Consider the following 16,463-nt stretch of genomic DNA (forward strand, 5'->3'; position numbering starts at 1 on the left):
ACGCGCACGGGACGATCTGCCCCGGCATCATGTGCGGGTGGAGTCACCCAACGTTCGGCCGCGCCGCCGCCGACGGATCGTCGTTCTCACCACCCTGGGCGTGGTCGTCCTCCTGCTGCTGGCGGCCGGGGGCGTGCTGGCGGGCGGCTGGTACTACAGCGGGCAGCTGCTGGACCCGGCGAACGCCCGCCCCGGCTACCCCGACACGTCCGCCGGTCCGACGGGCGACGCGGCCAAGCCCGCCGTGCTCCTGGAGCAGTCCGAGGACACCGTCCTGCCGGGCACGTGGGGGCTGCTGTGGGACGGCGGGGCGTCCCGCGTGGGCCCGGTCGAGGGCCGGCCGGACGGCAAGGTGCGCCGCCCGCTGCTCGACGGCACGGCCCCTCCGGCGGGCACGAAGGTGCGGATGGCGACCAACGTCTGGGCCACCGACCCGAAGGCGGCCGTCGGACTCGACTTCACCGACGTCAAGATCGGCACCGAGCTGGGCGACGCCCCGGCGTGGTTCGTGCCCGGCACGTCGACCACGTGGGTCGTCGCCGTCCACGGCCGCGCGGGCTCCCGCGCCGAGGCGCTGCGGGTGCTGCCGCAACTGCACGAGCGGGGCCTGCCGACGCTGGTGATGAGCTACCGCAACGACACCGACGAGGGCGCCCCGGCGTCCCCGGACGGCCTGTACCACCTCGGCGGCACCGAGTGGCACGACGTGGAGGCCGGGATCCGCTACGCGCAGTCCCAGGGGGCCGCGCACGTGCTGCTCTACGGCTGGTCCATGGGCGGCGCGATCGTCGGGCAGCTGCTCTCCCAGTCGCCGCTGGCGAGCACCGTCATCGGCGTCGTGCTGGACGCGCCGGTCACGAACTGGACGAAGACCCTCGAACTGCAAGCCGCCAACCGGGACGTGCCGACGGCGATCGTGCCCGTGGCCGAGCTGGTGTCGGACTGGCGGGCCGACATCGGCTTCGAGAAGTTCGACCTCGTCGCGCACCCGCCCGCCGTGAAACCCAAGACGTTGATCTTCCACGGCAACGCCGACGGCACCGTCCCGGTGCAGGGCTCGCGGGACCTGGCGGCGGCCGCCGCGCGGCTCCAGTGGCCGATCCAGTACGTCGAGGTGCCCGGCGCGGACCACACCGCCGCGTGGAACACCGACCCGGCCGCGTACCGGCGAAATGTGGACGACTTCCTGGACGGAGTCATCGGCGCCTCTTGACCTGGCACAACACGGTACGTCATGATCGAACTACCGAATGGCAGCGGCCAGTTGAGTGGTCATGCGACCATGCTCGGCGCAGGCATGACAACATGTGTTCGCGCGGGCGGGGCTTGCCCCGCCCGATCCGCCATGGTGTAAAGGCAGCACCTCTGATTTTGGTTCAGATGGTCCAGGTTCGAATCCTGGTGGCGGAGCGGAACTGTCGGGCCGGGACCTCCGGCCCGAAACCCTGCGGTTGGTGCATGGGGGTGTGGGTCGCTGCACGACGAAGCGGTCGATGAGCAGGACAACGTGTCGCCGGCGCTGCACGAGATGTCCGACGCCTGGCTGGTCGGCCGCGCGCAAGAACTCATGGCGATCGCCCAGAGCAGCCACCTCGCGGACCAGCTCGACGCCGCGAGCGAGGTCGACGAGATCCTCGAAGAGGCCCAGGGCCGCGGTGAGCCGCGGATCGTCGCCCAGCTCCTCCGCGCCGCCGCCGTCGTCCGGCTCGTGACCCCCGGCCTGGTCGACCTGTCCGACCCCCTGCTCGACGAGATGCTCGCGCACACCCAGCGGCACGGCCTGGTCGTGCTGGAGGCCGAGGCGCACGCGCTGCGCGGCCGCCGCTTCCTGCTCGGCAACGTCGAGGACAAGGCGCTCACCGAGGTCGCCCGCGGGCTCGCGATGCTCGAGGAGGGCCTCACCCAGGACCCCGTGCTGGACAAGCGCACGTGGAACCGGCTGCTCGCGTCGGCGTTGCAGAGCACCGGGCTCGTGCTGACCCAGCTCGGCGTGTTCGCGCTCGCCGACGAGGTCCTGGCCAGGGCGAACGAGGCCATCAGGGAGAGCGCGGGCCCGCACCAGATCTACGTGCACCTGCTCAACCGCACCCGGCTGAAGATCGGCTGGGGCCTGCGGATCGAGCGGGTCGACAACTTCGACGAGGCCAAGGCCCACTTCGACATGGCCTCCGCCATAGCGAAGGCCGTGGAGGGCCCGTTCCGCGAGTCGCTGCACCCCGGCCGTCGCGACCGCTCCGCCGCCGACCAGGTGCCGGTGATCGGGGCCGCGCACGCGCTGGCCGACCCGTCGCCCGACCACCTCGACCGGCTGTGGACGTTGCGCGAGCTGTCCATGTACGCCCGCGAGCTGATCATCGTGGCCATCGCGCTCGCCCGGTGCCTGCAGACCGAGGGCCGCGTCGACGAGGGCCTCAAGGTGCTCAGCGACGCCCGCAAGCGCCTGGAGCACGACACCTCCGAGCCGACGCTGATGCTGTGCCTGGTCCGCGAGTACGCCCGCCTGTCGGACACCGCGGGCGAGGAGACCGTGTCGGCCCTCCAGAGCTACGCCACGGCGCTCGAGATCGAGCTGTGGCAGATGCAGGAGGCCCGCACGTCGACCCTCATCACCCGGCGCGACCACGAGCGGCTGACGCGGGCGCACGGCGCCATCGCGCAGCAGGCCATGCAGGACCCGCTCACCGGCCTGCCCAACCGGCGGGCGCTCGACGAGAAGATGGCGACCCTCATCACCGGCCAGACCTACCCGCTGTCGATCGCGCTGGTCGACCTGGACGGGTTCAAGGTGGTCAACGACCGGTACTCGCACGCCGAGGGCGACGACGTCCTGCGGGTGATTGCGAGCACACTGCGCCAAGCCCTCCGGGGTGACGACATGGTCGCCCGCTACGGCGGCGACGAGTTCGTCGTGCTGCTGCCCGGAGCCCCCCTCAGCGCCGCGCAGGCGGCACTGGGTCGAGCGGTGGATGCCGTGGCGGGCTTGCCTTTGGACCTCTCGCGCGGGGTCACCCTGTCGGTCGGCGTGATCTCCCTGCGCCCCCGCGAGACCGCGAACCAGGCCCTCTCCCGAGCCGACTCCGCGATGTACGTGGCGAAGCGCCAAGGTGGATCCCAGGTGGCCGCCGTCGCCGGGGAACCCGAGGCGGAGGCCTAGTATCGACTCCTGGCGGGAGCCAGGTCCCCTCCCGTCGCAGGCAAGTCTGAGAAGAACTGCTTCTAAGGGAGAGCGCTGATGCTCCAGGGTGGTAGCACCCCAGGCTCCGCAGGCCCCGTCAGCACCATCGTCCTCGCCGCGGGTGAAGGCACCCGCATGCGGTCGGCGACCCCCAAGGTGCTGCACCGGATCGCGGGTCGTTCGTTGGTGGAGCACGCGGTGCGCGCGGCGGCCGGCACGGAACCCGATCACCTGGCCGTCGTGGTCGGACACGGCCGCGCGGCCGTCACCGAGCACCTGGACGCCCTCGGCGTGGCGCTCGACCGCAAGGTCACCGTCGCCGTGCAGGAGGAGCAGAACGGCACCGGGCACGCCGTCGGCTGCGGCCTGGCGGAACTGCCCGCCGACCTCACCGGCACCGTGCTCGTCAGCTACGGCGACGTGCCGCTGCTGGACGCCGACACCCTGCGCGGCCTGCTGGCCGAGCACGTCGAGTCCGGCAACGCGGTCACCGTGCTGACGTCGGTGCTGACCGACCCGACCGGCTACGGCCGGATCGTGCGCTCGGCCGACGGCGCCGTGCAGGCGATCGTCGAGCAGAAGGACGCCACCGAGGAGCAGCGCGCGATCTCCGAGATCAACTCGGGCGTCTACGCGTTCGACGCGGCGGTGCTGCGCGACGGCCTCTCGCGGCTGTCCACGGACAACGTGCAGGGCGAGCTGTACCTGACCGACGTCCTGGGCATCGCCCGCGGCGACGGCAGGCGCGTGGGCGCTCTCATCGCGGGCGACCCGTGGCTGGTCGAGGGCGTGAACGACAAGGTCCAGCTCGCGAAGCTCGGCGCGGAGCTCAACCGCAGGCTCGTCGAGAAGGCGATGCGCGCGGGCGTGACGGTCGTCGACCCGGCGACCACGTGGCTGGACGCGGACGTGTCGCTCGGTCGCGACGTGCTCATCGAGCCCGGCGTGCAGCTGCGCGCGGGCACGACCGTCGGCGAGGGCGCGACCATCGGCCCGGACACCACGCTCTCGGCGTGCGTGATCGGCGCGGGCGCGTCGGTCGTCCGCACCCACGGCAGCCAGTCCGAGATCGGCGACCACGCGGGCGTCGGCCCGTTCGCCTACCTGCGGCCCGGCACGAAGCTCGGCGCGACCGGCAAGATCGGCACGTTCGTCGAGGTCAAGAACTCGGACATCGGCGTCGGCAGCAAGGTCCCGCACCTGAGCTACATCGGCGACACCACGGTCGGCGAGCACAGCAACGTCGGCGCGGCCAGCGTCACCGTCAACTACGACGGCGTGAAGAAGCACCGGACCGTCATCGGCGACCACTGCCGCACCGGCTCGGACAACATGTTCGTCGCCCCCGTCACGATCGGCGACGGCGCGTACACCGGCGCGGGCAGCGTCATCCGCCGCAACGTCCCGCCGGGCGCGCTCGCCGTGTCGGGCGGACCCCAGCGCAACCTCGAGGGCTGGGTCACCAGCCGTCGGGCGGGCACCGCCGCCGCCGACGCTGCGGAACGCGCGCTCGCGGCCCAGACTGTGGACACCACCGATGAAGGGCCTCGACCGTGAGCTTCTCGAAGTCCGTGTCCGGCACACCGAAGAAGAACCTGATGCTCTTCGGGGGCCGCGCGTACCCCGAGCTGACGGAGGAGGTGGCCAAGCACCTCAACGTGTCGGTCACCCCCCAGTCCGCCTACGACTTCGCGAACGGCGAGATCTTCGTGCGCTTCGAGGAGTCCGTGCGGGGGTGCGACGCCTTCGTCATCCAGAGCCACTGCGCGCCCATCAACCAGTGGCTCATGGAGCAGCTGATCATGGTGGACGCGCTGAAGCGCGCCAGCTCGAAGCGCATCACGGTGATCATGCCGTTCTACCCGTACGCCAGGCAGGACAAGAAGCACCGCGGCCGCGAGCCCATCTCGGCCAGGCTGGTGGCGGACATGTTCAAGGTCGCGGGAGCGGACCGCCTGGTCTCGGTGGACCTGCACACCTCCCAGATCCAGGGCTTCTTCGACGGCCCGGTGGACCACCTGTGGGCCATGCCCCTGCTGGCCGACCACGTGCGTGAGAAGTACGCCGACAACGACCTCACGGTCGTCTCGCCGGACGCGGGCCGCACGAAGCTCGCGGAGAAGTGGGCCGACACCCTCGGCGGCAGCCCGATCGCCTTCATCCACAAGACCCGCGACCCGCTGAGGCCGAACGAGGTCGTGGCGAACCGCGTCGTGGGCCAGGTGAAGGGCCGCACGTGCGTCGTCATCGACGACATGATCGACACGGGCGGGACCATCGTGAAGGCGGTGGAGCAGCTCCTGAAGGAGGGCGCGGCGGACGTGGTGATCGCCGCGACCCACGGCGTCCTCTCCGGGCCCGCGTACGAGCGCCTGGAGAACTGCGGGGCGAAGGAGGTCATCTTCACCGACACCCTGCCGATCCCCGTGGAGAAGCGCTTCTCGAGCATGACGGTGCTGTCCATCGCGCCGCTGCTGGCCCGTGTGATCCAGGAGGTCTTCGAGGACGGGTCGGTCACCAGCCTGTTCGACGGCAACGCCTGATCCGCTCACTTCGACAGCGGCGCCCACCTCGGTGGGCGCCGCTGTCGTTTTCCGGCCCTCAGCCCGTCGCCCCACCCACCGCACGACCCCCAGAGGTCACCTCGCCGCCACCCCGTCGCCATCACCCGTTAGAGCCCCATCCCCACCCCGATTAGGGCTCCCGCAAATCCCGGCCTACACTGCTCAGGTTGCCTCGGCGAGGGCGAGCATCACGTTCGGCGTGATCGACGCGGCGGCTTTGATGCCGCGCGTGTCTGTCTTCTTCCGCGCACCGCGCTGCTCGCCGCCGCAGGCTGCCGCCCCCGCCTAGCCCGCCCGACGTACAAGGAGAGCCCCACCGTGTCCGAGGTCCGTCTCGCTGCCGAGCAGCGCACCGAGTTCGGCAAGGGCGCTGCCCGCCGCACCCGCCGCGCAGGCAAGATCCCCGCAGTCCTCTACGGCCACGGCTCCGACCCCAAGCACCTGGCTCTGCCGGCGCTCGAGTTCGCCCGTGTGATCCGTGAAAACGGCAGCAACGCAGTGTTGACGCTGGCCATCGACAGCGAGACCGAGCTGGCGCTGACCAAGACCGTCACCACGCACCCCCTCAAGAACTACATCGAGCACGTGGACCTGCTTCTGGTCCGCCGCGGCGAGAAGGTCACGGTCGACCTTCCCATCGTGCTCGTCGGCGAAAGCGCGCCCGGCACCCTGCTCACGCAGGACATCACCTCGATCTCGATCGAGGCCGACGCGCTGAACATCCCGGAGCAGGTGGAGTTCACCGTCTCCGGTATCGAGGCCGGTACCCAGATCCACGCTTCGGACCTGGTCCTGCCCGAGGGCGTCACCCTCGTCACGGACCCGGACGCCCTGGTCGTGGCGATCAACGCCGCGCAGGCGGCTGACGCTCCCGACGAGGCCTCCGAGGCCACCGAGGAAAGCTGAGCCCCATCACGTCGGGCAGATCTGACGGAGCGCCACCCCCGCACGATCGCGAGGGTGGCGTTCCGTTTGCTTATCAAGATCAACAAGCTTTGAGCCCGGCCGACGTGCGGTTGACGAAGTTCCCCCGCCACGCGAAGGCGGGCCAGGGTTACGACGTCGAGCAGGTCAACACGTTCCTGCGGCGCATCGCGGACGCGTTGTCGGGCCGGATCCGGGTTCACCCGGACGAGGTGCGCGCGGTGGTGTTCCGCCGGGCCGTGAGCGGGCAGCGCGGGTACGACCCCCGCCCGGTCGACGACTTCCTCGCCCGCGTCGAACGGCAGTTGCGCGCCGGGTACGTGCCCCCGACGGGGTTGCGCAGCGGCGAGGACCTCATCGAGGTGAAGCTGCCGAAGGCGTCGAACGGCTACGATCGGGTCGAGGTGGACGCCTTCCTCGGGCGGGCCGCCGCCGCGCTCGACGGTCGCACGAGGATGACCGCGAGCGAGGTCCGCAACACCAGGTTCAGCACGACGTCGGGGCTCCGGCGCGGCTACCGGGTGCAGGCGGTGGACGCCCTGTTGGACACCCTTGAGCAGGAGTTGCGCTTCCGTGGCCGATGAGTTGGCGCTGGTGGTCGGCCTGGGCAACCCCGGCCCGAAGTACGAGGGCAACCGCCACAACGTCGGGTTCCTGGTGCTGGACGAGCTGGCCGCCCGCGTGCGCGGCAGGTTCAAGGCGCACAAGGGCGGCGCGGAGATCGTCGAGGGCCGTCTCGCGGGCCGCCGGGTCGTCCTGGCCAAGCCCCGCAGCTTCATGAACCTCTCGGGCGGCCCGGTCGCGGGCGCCGCGAACTTCTTCAAGGTCGCCCCGGCCGACGTCATCGTGGTGCACGACGAGCTGGACCTGCCCTACGGCACGGTCCGGTTGAAGCTCGGCGGCGGCGACAACGGCCACAACGGCCTGCGGTCCATCACCAAGTCCCTGGGCACCAAGGACTACCACCGCGTCCGCTTCGGCGTGGACCGCCCGCCGGGCCGCATGGACCCGGCGGACTACGTCCTGCGCGACTTCTCCGCCGCCGAACGCAAGGAGCTCGCGTTCGAGCTGGACCGCACCGCCGACGCCGTCGAGGCCCTGCTCACCGACGGCCTCGAGGCGGCCCAGAACAAGTTCCACTAACCCGCGGGCACCAGCGAGGTCGCGGCGGACCGGCGGAGCTTGCCGGACGGCGTCTTGGGCAGGCTGCCCGGCTTCAGCACCACGACCGCGAACGGCCGCAGCCCCACCGCGTCCACGACGCGCGAGGTGATCTCCTTGCGCATGACCTTCTCGACGTCGTCGTCCCCGGCGGACTTGGACTCGACCACGACGGCGAACCGCTCGCGCCGCGTCCCGGCCTCCAGCCGCACGGCGACCGCGTTGCCCGGCCGCACGCCTTCCACGGAGCACGCCGCGCGTTCGATGTCGGTCGGGTAGATGTTCCGCCCGCCCATGATGATCACGTCCTTGCGCCGTCCGCAGACGACGACCTGCCCGTCGACCACGTACCCCTCGTCGCCGGTCTCCAGCCACCCCTCGGCGTTCTGGGTCGCGAGCGGGCCGTTCACGGTCAGGTAGCCGGGCGTCACGGCTTCGCCGCGCAGCCGCAGCTGGCCCACCTGGCGCTCGCCCAGGACGTTGCCCTCGTCGTCGATCGTCTGCACCTCCAGGCCCGGCACGGGCGGCCCGAGCAGCGGGAACGTGCGGGCGTTCGGCGTGCCCTCGGGCACCGGCACGGCGCGGTGCTCGGCTTCGAGCTGGTCGGGGTCGATCACGTCGACCGCGAGCCCGGTGAACACCGGCGCGAACGCCACGGCCAGCGTCGCCTCCGCCATCCCGTACGCGCACATGATCGACTCGGGCCGCAGCCCGAACCGCGCGCCCGCGTCGGTGAAGGCGTGCACGGCGGCCGGGTCGATCGGCTCGGCGCCGTTGAGGGCGAGCCGCATGGTCGACAGGTCGAACGCCTTGTCGTCGTCCACGGTCGACATCCGCCGCGCGGCGATCGAGTAGGCGAAGTTCGGGGCGGCGGTGATCGTGCCCTGGTAGCGGCTGATCAGGTCCGGCCACAGCGTCGGGCGGGCCAGGAAGTCGACCGGCGTGACCTTGACCAGCTCGATGCCGAACAGCATGGGGATCGTCAGGAAGCCGACCATGCCCATGTCGTGGAACAGCGGCAGCCACGAGATCATCGTGTCGCTCGACGTGTCCAGTGCGGCGGCGATCTTCATGGCGTTGGCGTTCGACATGAGGTTGCGGTGGGTGATCCGCACGGCCTTCGGGTCGGCCGTCGAGCCGCTGGTGAGCTGGAGGAGCGCGGTCGCGTCCTCGTCCACCGGCACCGGCGCGGTCAGCGGCTCGCCCGGCAGCTCGTCGAGCTTGAGGTAGCCGATGCCGTGCTGGTCGAGGACGCCCGACAGCGCGTCGAAGGGGCTGCCGAGCAGCACCAGCTTCGAGTCGATCATCGAGAGCACCTTGATGGTGTCCGCTGCCCACTCGGCGAGGTCCGTGCGCGCGGTGGGCTGGTGCAGCATCGTCGTGCTGCCCCCGGCCATCCACACGGCCTGCACGGCGGGCGCGATCTCCGCCGGGTCGGCGGCCAGCACGGCGATGGCCGCTCCGGGCTCCGCGCCGCCCGCGACCAGCCCGCCGGCCATCCGCGCAGCCAGCTCGTGCACCTCCGCCCAGGTGCGGCGCCGGGGGCTGTTCGGCTCCCCGGTGGTCATCCCCTTGGCCTGACCACCGGCTCCGGTGGCGGTGTCCAGCATCGTGTTCACGAACGTGCTCATGGTGGTCAGGGTAGATCGGTCGGGTCGCGCGCGTGGTTCACGACCGCGACTCCCCGGATCACAGCCCGCATTAGGCCATTAGGGCGAACGGTTTGGCCCGCCGTGCGGAGATACTCGCGGGACAGGATTTTCAGGGAGGCTTGGGTGGATCGGGCTGGCCACGACACGAAACACCACCAGCCTGCGCATCCCGCGCCGCTGTTGAGCGCGGACGACGTCGGCCAGGTGGTGTTCCACCGCCCTCCGGTGGGCGAGCAGGGCTACAACGAGGACAGGGTCGACGACTTCCTGGACCGCGTGGAGGAGACCCTGCGCAGCAGGGACACGGTGACCGCGCACGACATCCGCGCGATGCGCTTCCCCCTGGCCAGGACCGGGACCGCGGGCTACGACCGGTCCGAGGTCGACATGTTCCTCGAACTGGTGGCGGAGACGCTCGAGTCGACGCCGCAGCGTCGGCAGGCCACGGCTCCGGCCGTGGGCGCGCACGCCACGTCGACCAAGATGCAGCCGCCGCCCCGGCTCAAGCCGGAGGACGTGCGGGGGGTCCGGTTCCACAAGCCCCGCGGCGACACCCCCGGCTACCACGAGGGCGAGATCGACGCGTTCCTCGCGCGGATCGAGGCCACGCTGCGGGGGCAGGACGACCTGACCGCGCTGGAGGTCCAGGAGATCGAGTTCGGCGAGGCGACCGCCGACCAGTTCGGGTACGACGAGGACGACGTGGACATGTTCCTCGACCTCGTCGTGGTGACGCTGGAGCAGTCCCCGCCGGTGGCCGTGACCCCGGAACCCTCGGAGCCCCCGCTGACCGCTCGGGACGTCCGCACGGCCGCGTTCGGCAAGCCCCCGCGGGGGCGGCGCGGCTACCAGGAGTCGCAGGTCGACAAGTTCCTGGACCGCATCGAGGACACGATCCTCGGCCAGGACAACCTGACGGCCGCTGACATCCGGGAGATGAAGTTCAGCCGTCCGCTCATCGGCCGTCGCGGGTACGACGAGGACGAGGTGGACGCGTTCCTGGCCCGCGTGGAACGGCAGTTGTCCGGCGTCACCGGGGCGCCGGGGCGGATTCCGCCGATCACCAGCTGGAAGCAGCTGCGGCAGGTCCGGCTGCCCCCGGCCGCCCCGCACCAGCGCGGCTACCGGCAGGCGCAGGTGGACCGGATGCTGGAGGAGATCGGGATCGCCCTGGACGGCATGCTGGGCGCCACCTCGGCCGACATCACCAAGGTCCGGTTCGCGCACGCGTTGTTGAACGGGCAGGGCTACGACTGCGCGTTCGTGGACGAGCTGATGCCCCGACTGGCAGCCGAACTGCGTCGACGAGGTCGTTAGAAGGGTCGGCCCCCGATCACGCGATCGGGGGCCGAGGAGTACGTCCTAGCCTTCCACCAGTTCCGCCGCGGCCATCCACTGCTCCTCCACGGTCGCGACCTCGGCGTGCACGGCGCGCAGCTCGGCGTCCAGCGCCAGCAGCCGGTCCGGCTCCGTGGCCGCCGCCGCGAGAGCCGCGTGCAGTTCCGCTTCCTTCTTCTGCAACGCCGTCATCCGGCGCTCCAGCTTCGACAGCTCCTTGCGGGCCGCCCGCTGGTCCGCCGCGCTGGACACCACCGGGGCCGCGGCGACGCTCTCCCGCGACTCGGCCAGCTCCCGCTGGGAGTCGCGGCGGAGCAAGTACTCCTCGATGCCGCCGGGCAGGTCGGTCAGGCCGCCGTCGCCGAACAGCGCCACGACCTGGTCGCACACCCGCTCCACCAGGTACCGGTCGTGCGAGATCACCACGAGCGTGCCCGGCCACGAGTCGAGCAGGTCTTCCAACTGCTGCAACGTGTCGATGTCCAGGTCGTTGGTCGGCTCGTCGAGCAGCAGCACGTTCGGCTCGGCCATCAGCAGGCGGCACAGCTGCAACCGCCGCCGCTCGCCGCCGGACAGGTCCGACACCGGCGTCCACTGCTTCTGCGAGGAGAAGCCGAAGCGCTCCCCGAGCTGGGAGGCGGACATCTCCTGCTTGCCCAGCACGACCCGCCGGGCGACCTCCTCGATGGCCTCCAGGACCCGCATGGAGCCGCGCAGGTCGTGCAGCTCCTGGGTCAGGTGGGCGAGCTTCACCGTCTGGCCCATGATCCGGCGGCCGGTCTCGGTCTCCCGCTCACCCGCGAGCAGGCGCAGCAGGGTGGTCTTGCCCGAGCCGTTCACGCCGACCAGGCCGATCCGGTCGCCGGGGCCGATCCGCCACGTCAGGTCCTTCACCAGCGTCCGGTTCCCGACCGTCAGCGTGGCGTCCTCCAGCTCCAGCACCGTGCGGCCGAGGCGGCGCTTGGCGAACGCCAGCAGTTCCACCTTGTCCCTGGGCGCGGGCACGTCCGAGATCAGCGCCTCGGCGGCGTCGATGCGGTAGCGCGGCTTGGACGTCCGGGCCGGTGCTCCGCGGCGCAGCCAGGCCAGTTCCTTCTTGGCCAGGTTGCGGCGCTTCTCCTCCATCGTGTCCGCCAACCGGCCCCGCTCGGCGCGCGCGAAGATCCAGTCGGCGTAACCGCCGTCGTACTGCTCCACCTGTCCCCCAACGACTTCCCACGTGCGCGTGCACACGGTGTCGAGGAACCAGCGGTCGTGCGTGACGACGACGAGCGCGGACTTGCGGGCCAGCAGGTGCTGCGCCAGCCACCGCACGCCCTCGACGTCCAGGTGGTTCGTCGGCTCGTCCAGCACCAGCAGGTCGAGGTCCCGCACCAACGCGGCGGCCAGTGCCACCCGGCGGCGCTCGCCACCGGACATCGTGCCCACCGGGGAGTCCAGGCCCAGCGCGGTGATGCCGAGACCGTCCAAAATGGACCGCACGCGGGCGTCGGCCGCCCACTCGTGCTCGGCGTCGAAACCGAGCGGGTCGATCACCGCGTGCCGGACGGTCGACCCCTCGGGCAGCTCGGTCCGCTGCGTCACCACGGCCATGGACAGGCCGCGGTTCTGGCTCACCCGGCCCTCGTCCGGCTCCTCCAACCCCGCCAGCACTTCCAGCAGGGTGGTCTTGCCGCCACCGTTGAGCCCGACCACGCCGATCCGGTCGCCGTCACCGACCCCCAGCGACACCCCGTCCAGCAGCGGGCGGATACCGAACGACTTCGACACGGACTCGAGGTTGACCAAGTTGGCCATGGTGGAAGCGCACCTTCAGGGTTGACGGGGAGGAGAGACGAGCGGGAGGACTCAGGCGTGGACTTCGGGGGGCACCGGCCGGTGCGCTTCCTCGGTGGCCACGATGCGGGCGCCGGGCATCGGCCCCTGCGCGACGCGGACGGTCCGGCACACGCCCGCGCCCGCCAGCTCGGCGGCCACGCGCACGGCGGAATCGGCGTCCGTGCAGAGGAACGCGCACGTGGGCCCGGACCCGGACACCATGCCCGCGAGCGCGCCCGCGTTGACACCCGCGCGCAGCGTGCGGCGCAGGTTCGGCCGCAGCGACACCGCGGCGGCCTGGAGGTCATTGCCCAGCAGCAGCGCGAGCTGCCGGGGATCACCGGACGCGAGGCCCTCGAGAACGGCCTCGGCGTCGCCGACGCGCGGCGGGTTGCCGTCGGCGCGCAGCCGGTCCAGCTCGCCGAACACCTCGGGCGTGGACAGGCCGCCCTTGTCGAACGCGATGACCCAGTGGAATGGGTGCCGCGCGAGCACGGGGACGATCTGGTCGCCGCGGTCCGTGCCGAGCGCCGTGCCGCCGTAGAGCGCGAACGGGACGTCCGCGCCGATGCCGCGGGCCAGCGTCGCCAGCTCGTCGCGGCCGATCTCCAGCTTCCACAGGCTCGCCAGCCCGACCAGCGCGGCGGCCGCGTCGGCGCTGCCGCCCGCCATGCCGCCCGCGACGGGGATGTTCTTGCGGATCACCACGCGGACCTTCGGGTCCTCGGGATCGCGCCCCACGTGCGCCGCCAGGGCCTGAACGGCCTTCCAGGCGAGGTTCGACGGGTCGGTGGGCACGGAGTCGGCGCCCTCGCCGCGCACCTCCACACCGGGGTCGTCGGCGATCGCGACCGTGACGTCGTCGTGCAGCGACAACGCCTGGAAGATCGTGACCATGTCGTGGTAGCCGTCAGCGCGGAGGTTCCCGACGGCCAGGTGGAGGTTGACCTTGGCCGGGACGCGGACGGTGACCGGGGGTGGGACTACGGCGAGCACGCCTTGCAGCCTACGGGCGTCGAGGACGTGTTCGCTCGCATCGGGCTGTAGCCAAGGCCACCCGGCGGGGCCGGGTGGCCTTGGCGCACTGGTCAGACGGGTAGGGCGGTCCCGGAGAACTTCTGCTTGATGTAGTCCTTGACCTGCTTCGACTGGAGCATCCCGATCAGTTCGGCGATCCTCGGGTCGTCCTTGAGCTCGGTGCGGGTGACCAGGCCGTTGGCGTTGGGGTTGCCCTCGGCCTTCTCCAGCACGAGCGCGTCGAGCGACGGCTTGAGGCCCGCGCCGATCGCGTAGTTGCCGTTCACGACGGAGGCGTCGGTGTCCTCCAGCGACCGCGGCAGCTCCGACGGCTCCAGCTCGACGAACTCCAGCTGTCCGGGGTTGTACTCGACGTCGCGGAGCGTCGCCGTGGCCTCGGTGCCCGTTCGCACCTTGATCCGCCCGTTGGCCTGGAGCAGCGCGAGGCCGCGGGTCTGGTTCGGGCCCTCCTTCGCGATGCCGATCTTGGCTCCGGTGGGCAGGTCCGCGAGCTTGTGGATCTTCTTGGAGTAGAGGCCGAGCGGTTCGAGGTGCACCGCGCCGATCCACTCCAGCGGAGCGCCCGTCGTCTGCTTGAACGCGTCCAGGTTCGGCTGGGTCTGGAAGTAGTTGGCGTCGATGTCGCCGTCGACCAGCGCCGTGTTCGGCAGCACGTAGTCGGTGAACTCCACGACCTTGATCTTGAGGTTCTCGTCCTTGGCCAGGATGTCGGCCACGTGCTTGAGGATCTCGCCGTGCGGGCTGGGACTGACACCGACCCGCAGCACGGTGTGCGGGTCGGTCGCGGCGGCTCCAGTGCCGCAGCCCGCCGTCAGCAGCAGCGCGACAAGGGCAGCACGAATACGCATTGGGTTCCTTCGTGAGGTGGTTCGACGTTTCAGCGGCCGGCGATCAGCCGGTTCCGGCGGGTCGCACAAGGCGGGGATCGGCGGACGTTCGCCAACGAACCCGAACAGACCCGTGCGGGCATTGGTCTAGTGCACGGGCTGTGGCGGAGAGGTCCGACGCGGAGATCGCGGTCACGCCGATGACGTCGATCAACGCGGGTGAGGCCTTGCGGGACTGCACGACGGCAGCGTACCCATCCCAGGCGTCTCACCAGGCCAAACAGGGGCCTGGTGCACTTTCGTCCAAGAAAACCTGCACCGCTCCACCACTGGTGGGCGGCGCGGTGAGCGCCCGACTACCGACAGTCGGAGGAGTGGGACCCTGAGCGACAACTGTCGAGCCGAGTTACGAAACCGGAAAGTTCCTCAGGTAAAGGTCTGGCCGCGCCCCACCGTGATCGGTGAACCGCGGCCAGCCTCAAGTCCTGCTCAAGCGGCGACGCCCTGCGGCCCCTTGAGGGTGCGCTGGACGGACGCGCCGGCCTCGGAGATCCACTCGAGCGCGGAGTCCGAGCGCTCGCCCGTGAGACCGACGCGGAACCGCGCGACGGGCGTCTCACCGAGCCGCGTGAGCCCGCCTCCGAGCAGGTTCAGCTCGACGCCGAACCGGCTGGTGACCTCGGGCAGCAGCGCGCCGACGGCCGCGAAGCCGACCAGCACGACGTCCGCCACGCGGTCGAAACGGCTCTCCGCCAACGGGTTCTGGTCGATCGCGGGCAGCAACGACGTGGCCGTGCGGCTGGCGGCGTCGGACACCAGGTCCAGCACCTTGCCGTGCTCCACGACCCGGCCGCCGTCGAGGACCGCGACGTCGTCGCAGATCCGCCGCACCACGGCCATGTCGTGCGTCGCGACGAGAACGGTGATGCCCAGCTCGGCGCGGGCGCGGTCCAGCACGGTCAACACGGAACCGCTGGTGTCGGGGTCGAGCGACGCGGTCGGGTCGTCCGCCAGCAGCACCGACGGCCCGGCCGCCAGCGCGCGGGCCACGGCGATCCGCTGCCGCTGCCCGGCGGTGAGCTGCTCGGGGTAGCTGCCCGCCCGGTCGGTCAGCCCGACGAGGTCGAGCAGTTCGGCGACGCGGTTGCGGCGCTGCGGCCCCGGCACGCCCGCGGACTCCAGCGGCAACGCCACGTTGCCCGCGGCGGTCCGCTGCCGCAGCAGCGAATCCCCTTGCGGCACAACGCCGATCTGACGACGAGCGGCCCGCAGCGCGGTGCCGTCCAACGACGCGAGGTCGGTGCCGTCGACCCGGATCGCCCCGCTGTCGGGGCGCTCCAGCAGCGCGACGCACCGGGCGAGGGTGGACTTGCCCGCTCCGCTGGGGCCGACCACGCCGAGCACGGTTCCGGCCTGGACTTCGAGGCTGACGCCGTCCAGTGCCACGACGGGGCCACTGCGACCGGCGAAGGACTTGGTGAGGTTTTCGACTGTGATCACGTTTTCGCTCCACGGCTACGCGCGGCGTCGCTCGCTTGTGGCATGCGACGGCCGTCCTCAAAGGACCGTCCGATGAGGACGGCGAGGAATTCGGGTAGAAGCTAGGGGATGGGAAGAGGAGGCGCCTGAACGGTTAGCGTCGACAGCCCGTGTTCGTGCGACGGCACTGGTCGACTGTCCGTCGCCTCGTGAGCATTCCCTGCGTGGGCACGTAATCCTCCATCGAGCCTGGCGGAAGCACCTGCCCGCGTCCAGCGGGTGGTTGCTGCGGCGTCAAAGAGCCAGGTCTCTCGGCCGCTCGGGATGGCACCACGAGTACACCCGACGCGACACCGCAAACGCAAGCCCGAACAGCCCAGAATCTGGGATCGTTCGAGAAGTCACACTTCCGGACCAGTATCACCGCCCGGTTCCGGTACCGAACCCCTGGATCAACGGCCGATCGGCCCACTGGCCGATGATCAAC

Annotated in this window: 13 protein-coding genes, 1 tRNA gene and 1 riboswitch; of the genes, 9 read left to right on the forward strand and 5 right to left on the reverse strand. The window is 71.1% G+C overall.

What is annotated here, in order from left to right; genetic code table 11:
• The first annotated feature begins 37 nt into the window (after nt 1-37).
• The 8 genes from ACFWW9_RS06615 (at nt 38) to pth (ending at nt 7,806) form a co-directional block, all read left to right on the forward strand.
• Complete coding sequence (locus tag ACFWW9_RS06615) at nt 38-1,213, forward strand: alpha/beta hydrolase family protein (RefSeq protein WP_390372364.1); 1,176 nt, start codon at nt 38-40, stop codon at nt 1,211-1,213.
• Between the two features lie 126 nt (nt 1,214-1,339).
• Nucleotides 1,340-1,410: transfer RNA gene (locus ACFWW9_RS06620), tRNA-Gln, on the forward strand.
• Nucleotides 1,411-1,507: 97 nt separating this feature from the next.
• Entirely contained in the window at nt 1,508-3,154 is a 1,647-nt protein-coding gene (locus ACFWW9_RS06625; RefSeq protein WP_390372367.1) for a GGDEF domain-containing protein, read from the forward strand.
• 78 nt (nt 3,155-3,232) lie between these two features.
• On the forward strand, nt 3,233-4,732 hold the full coding sequence (gene glmU / locus ACFWW9_RS06630) for a bifunctional UDP-N-acetylglucosamine diphosphorylase/glucosamine-1-phosphate N-acetyltransferase GlmU (RefSeq protein ID WP_390372368.1): 1,500 nt from the start codon (nt 3,233-3,235) through the stop codon (nt 4,730-4,732).
• Between the two features lie 14 nt (nt 4,733-4,746).
• A complete protein-coding gene (locus ACFWW9_RS06635; protein ID WP_390372619.1) occupies nt 4,747-5,718 on the forward strand; it encodes a ribose-phosphate diphosphokinase in 972 nt (323 codons plus the stop codon).
• A gap of 339 nt (nt 5,719-6,057) precedes the next feature.
• On the forward strand, nt 6,058-6,645 hold the full coding sequence (locus tag ACFWW9_RS06640) for a 50S ribosomal protein L25/general stress protein Ctc (RefSeq protein WP_390372371.1): 588 nt from the start codon (nt 6,058-6,060) through the stop codon (nt 6,643-6,645).
• A gap of 89 nt (nt 6,646-6,734) precedes the next feature.
• Nucleotides 6,735-7,247: a DivIVA domain-containing protein gene (locus ACFWW9_RS06645; protein WP_390372374.1), complete on the forward strand. Its 513-nt coding sequence runs from the start codon at nt 6,735-6,737 to the stop codon at nt 7,245-7,247.
• Nucleotides 7,237-7,806 (forward strand): aminoacyl-tRNA hydrolase, encoded by a 570-nt coding sequence (gene pth, locus ACFWW9_RS06650; protein WP_390372377.1) that lies wholly within the window; start codon nt 7,237-7,239, stop codon nt 7,804-7,806. Before ACFWW9_RS06645 ends, pth begins: the two co-directional genes overlap by 11 nt.
• Here the strand turns inward: pth and ACFWW9_RS06655 are convergent.
• Entirely contained in the window at nt 7,803-9,455 is a 1,653-nt protein-coding gene (locus ACFWW9_RS06655) for a fatty acyl-AMP ligase (RefSeq protein ID WP_390372379.1), read from the reverse strand. The genes pth and ACFWW9_RS06655 overlap by 4 nt on opposite strands.
• Before the next feature lie 201 nt (nt 9,456-9,656).
• Here ACFWW9_RS06655 and ACFWW9_RS06660 point away from each other — a divergent pair, with 201 nt between their 5' ends.
• A complete protein-coding gene (locus ACFWW9_RS06660) occupies nt 9,657-10,793 on the forward strand; it encodes a DivIVA domain-containing protein (protein ID WP_390372381.1) in 1,137 nt (378 codons plus the stop codon).
• Between the two features lie 45 nt (nt 10,794-10,838).
• Here ACFWW9_RS06660 and ACFWW9_RS06665 read toward each other — a convergent pair whose 3' ends face one another.
• The 4 genes from ACFWW9_RS06665 to ACFWW9_RS06680 all read right to left on the reverse strand — a co-directional run bounded on the left by ACFWW9_RS06665 (nt 10,839) and on the right by ACFWW9_RS06680 (nt 15,997).
• Nucleotides 10,839-12,611: an ABC-F family ATP-binding cassette domain-containing protein gene (locus tag ACFWW9_RS06665; RefSeq protein WP_390372383.1), complete on the reverse strand. Its 1,773-nt coding sequence runs from the start codon at nt 12,609-12,611 to the stop codon at nt 10,839-10,841.
• A 51-nt stretch (nt 12,612-12,662) separates the two neighbouring features.
• On the reverse strand, nt 12,663-13,628 hold the full coding sequence (locus ACFWW9_RS06670; RefSeq protein WP_390372386.1) for a 4-(cytidine 5'-diphospho)-2-C-methyl-D-erythritol kinase: 966 nt from the start codon (nt 13,626-13,628) through the stop codon (nt 12,663-12,665).
• Between the two features lie 92 nt (nt 13,629-13,720).
• Nucleotides 13,721-14,518, reverse strand: a complete 798-nt coding sequence (locus ACFWW9_RS06675) for a MetQ/NlpA family ABC transporter substrate-binding protein (protein ID WP_390372388.1) — start codon at nt 14,516-14,518, stop codon at nt 13,721-13,723.
• Nucleotides 14,519-14,986: 468 nt separating this feature from the next.
• Nucleotides 14,987-15,997, reverse strand: coding sequence for a methionine ABC transporter ATP-binding protein (locus ACFWW9_RS06680; RefSeq protein ID WP_390372390.1), 1,011 nt, complete (start codon nt 15,995-15,997; stop codon nt 14,987-14,989).
• A 216-nt stretch (nt 15,998-16,213) separates the two neighbouring features.
• A riboswitch (SAM riboswitch) is annotated at nt 16,214-16,307 on the reverse strand.
• Between the last annotated feature and the right edge of the window lie 156 nt (nt 16,308-16,463).

The organism is Umezawaea sp. NPDC059074 (assembly GCF_042738955.1).
Taxonomy (GTDB): Bacteria; Actinomycetota; Actinomycetes; order Mycobacteriales; family Pseudonocardiaceae; genus Umezawaea.

What these genes read in the sequence shown, in the direction of transcription:
- glmU (WP_390372368.1), top strand. Translation starts at nt 3,233, where the DNA reads ATGCTCCAGGGTGGTAGCACCCCAGGCTCCGCAGGCCCCGTCAGCACC.
- ACFWW9_RS06655 (WP_390372379.1), bottom strand. Translation starts at nt 9,455, where the DNA reads ATGAGCACGTTCGTGAACACGATGCTGGACACCGCCACCGGAGCCGGT.
- ACFWW9_RS06665 (WP_390372383.1), bottom strand. Translation starts at nt 12,611, where the DNA reads ATGGCCAACTTGGTCAACCTCGAGTCCGTGTCGAAGTCGTTCGGTATC.
- ACFWW9_RS06675 (WP_390372388.1), bottom strand. Translation starts at nt 14,518, where the DNA reads ATGCGTATTCGTGCTGCCCTTGTCGCGCTGCTGCTGACGGCGGGCTGC.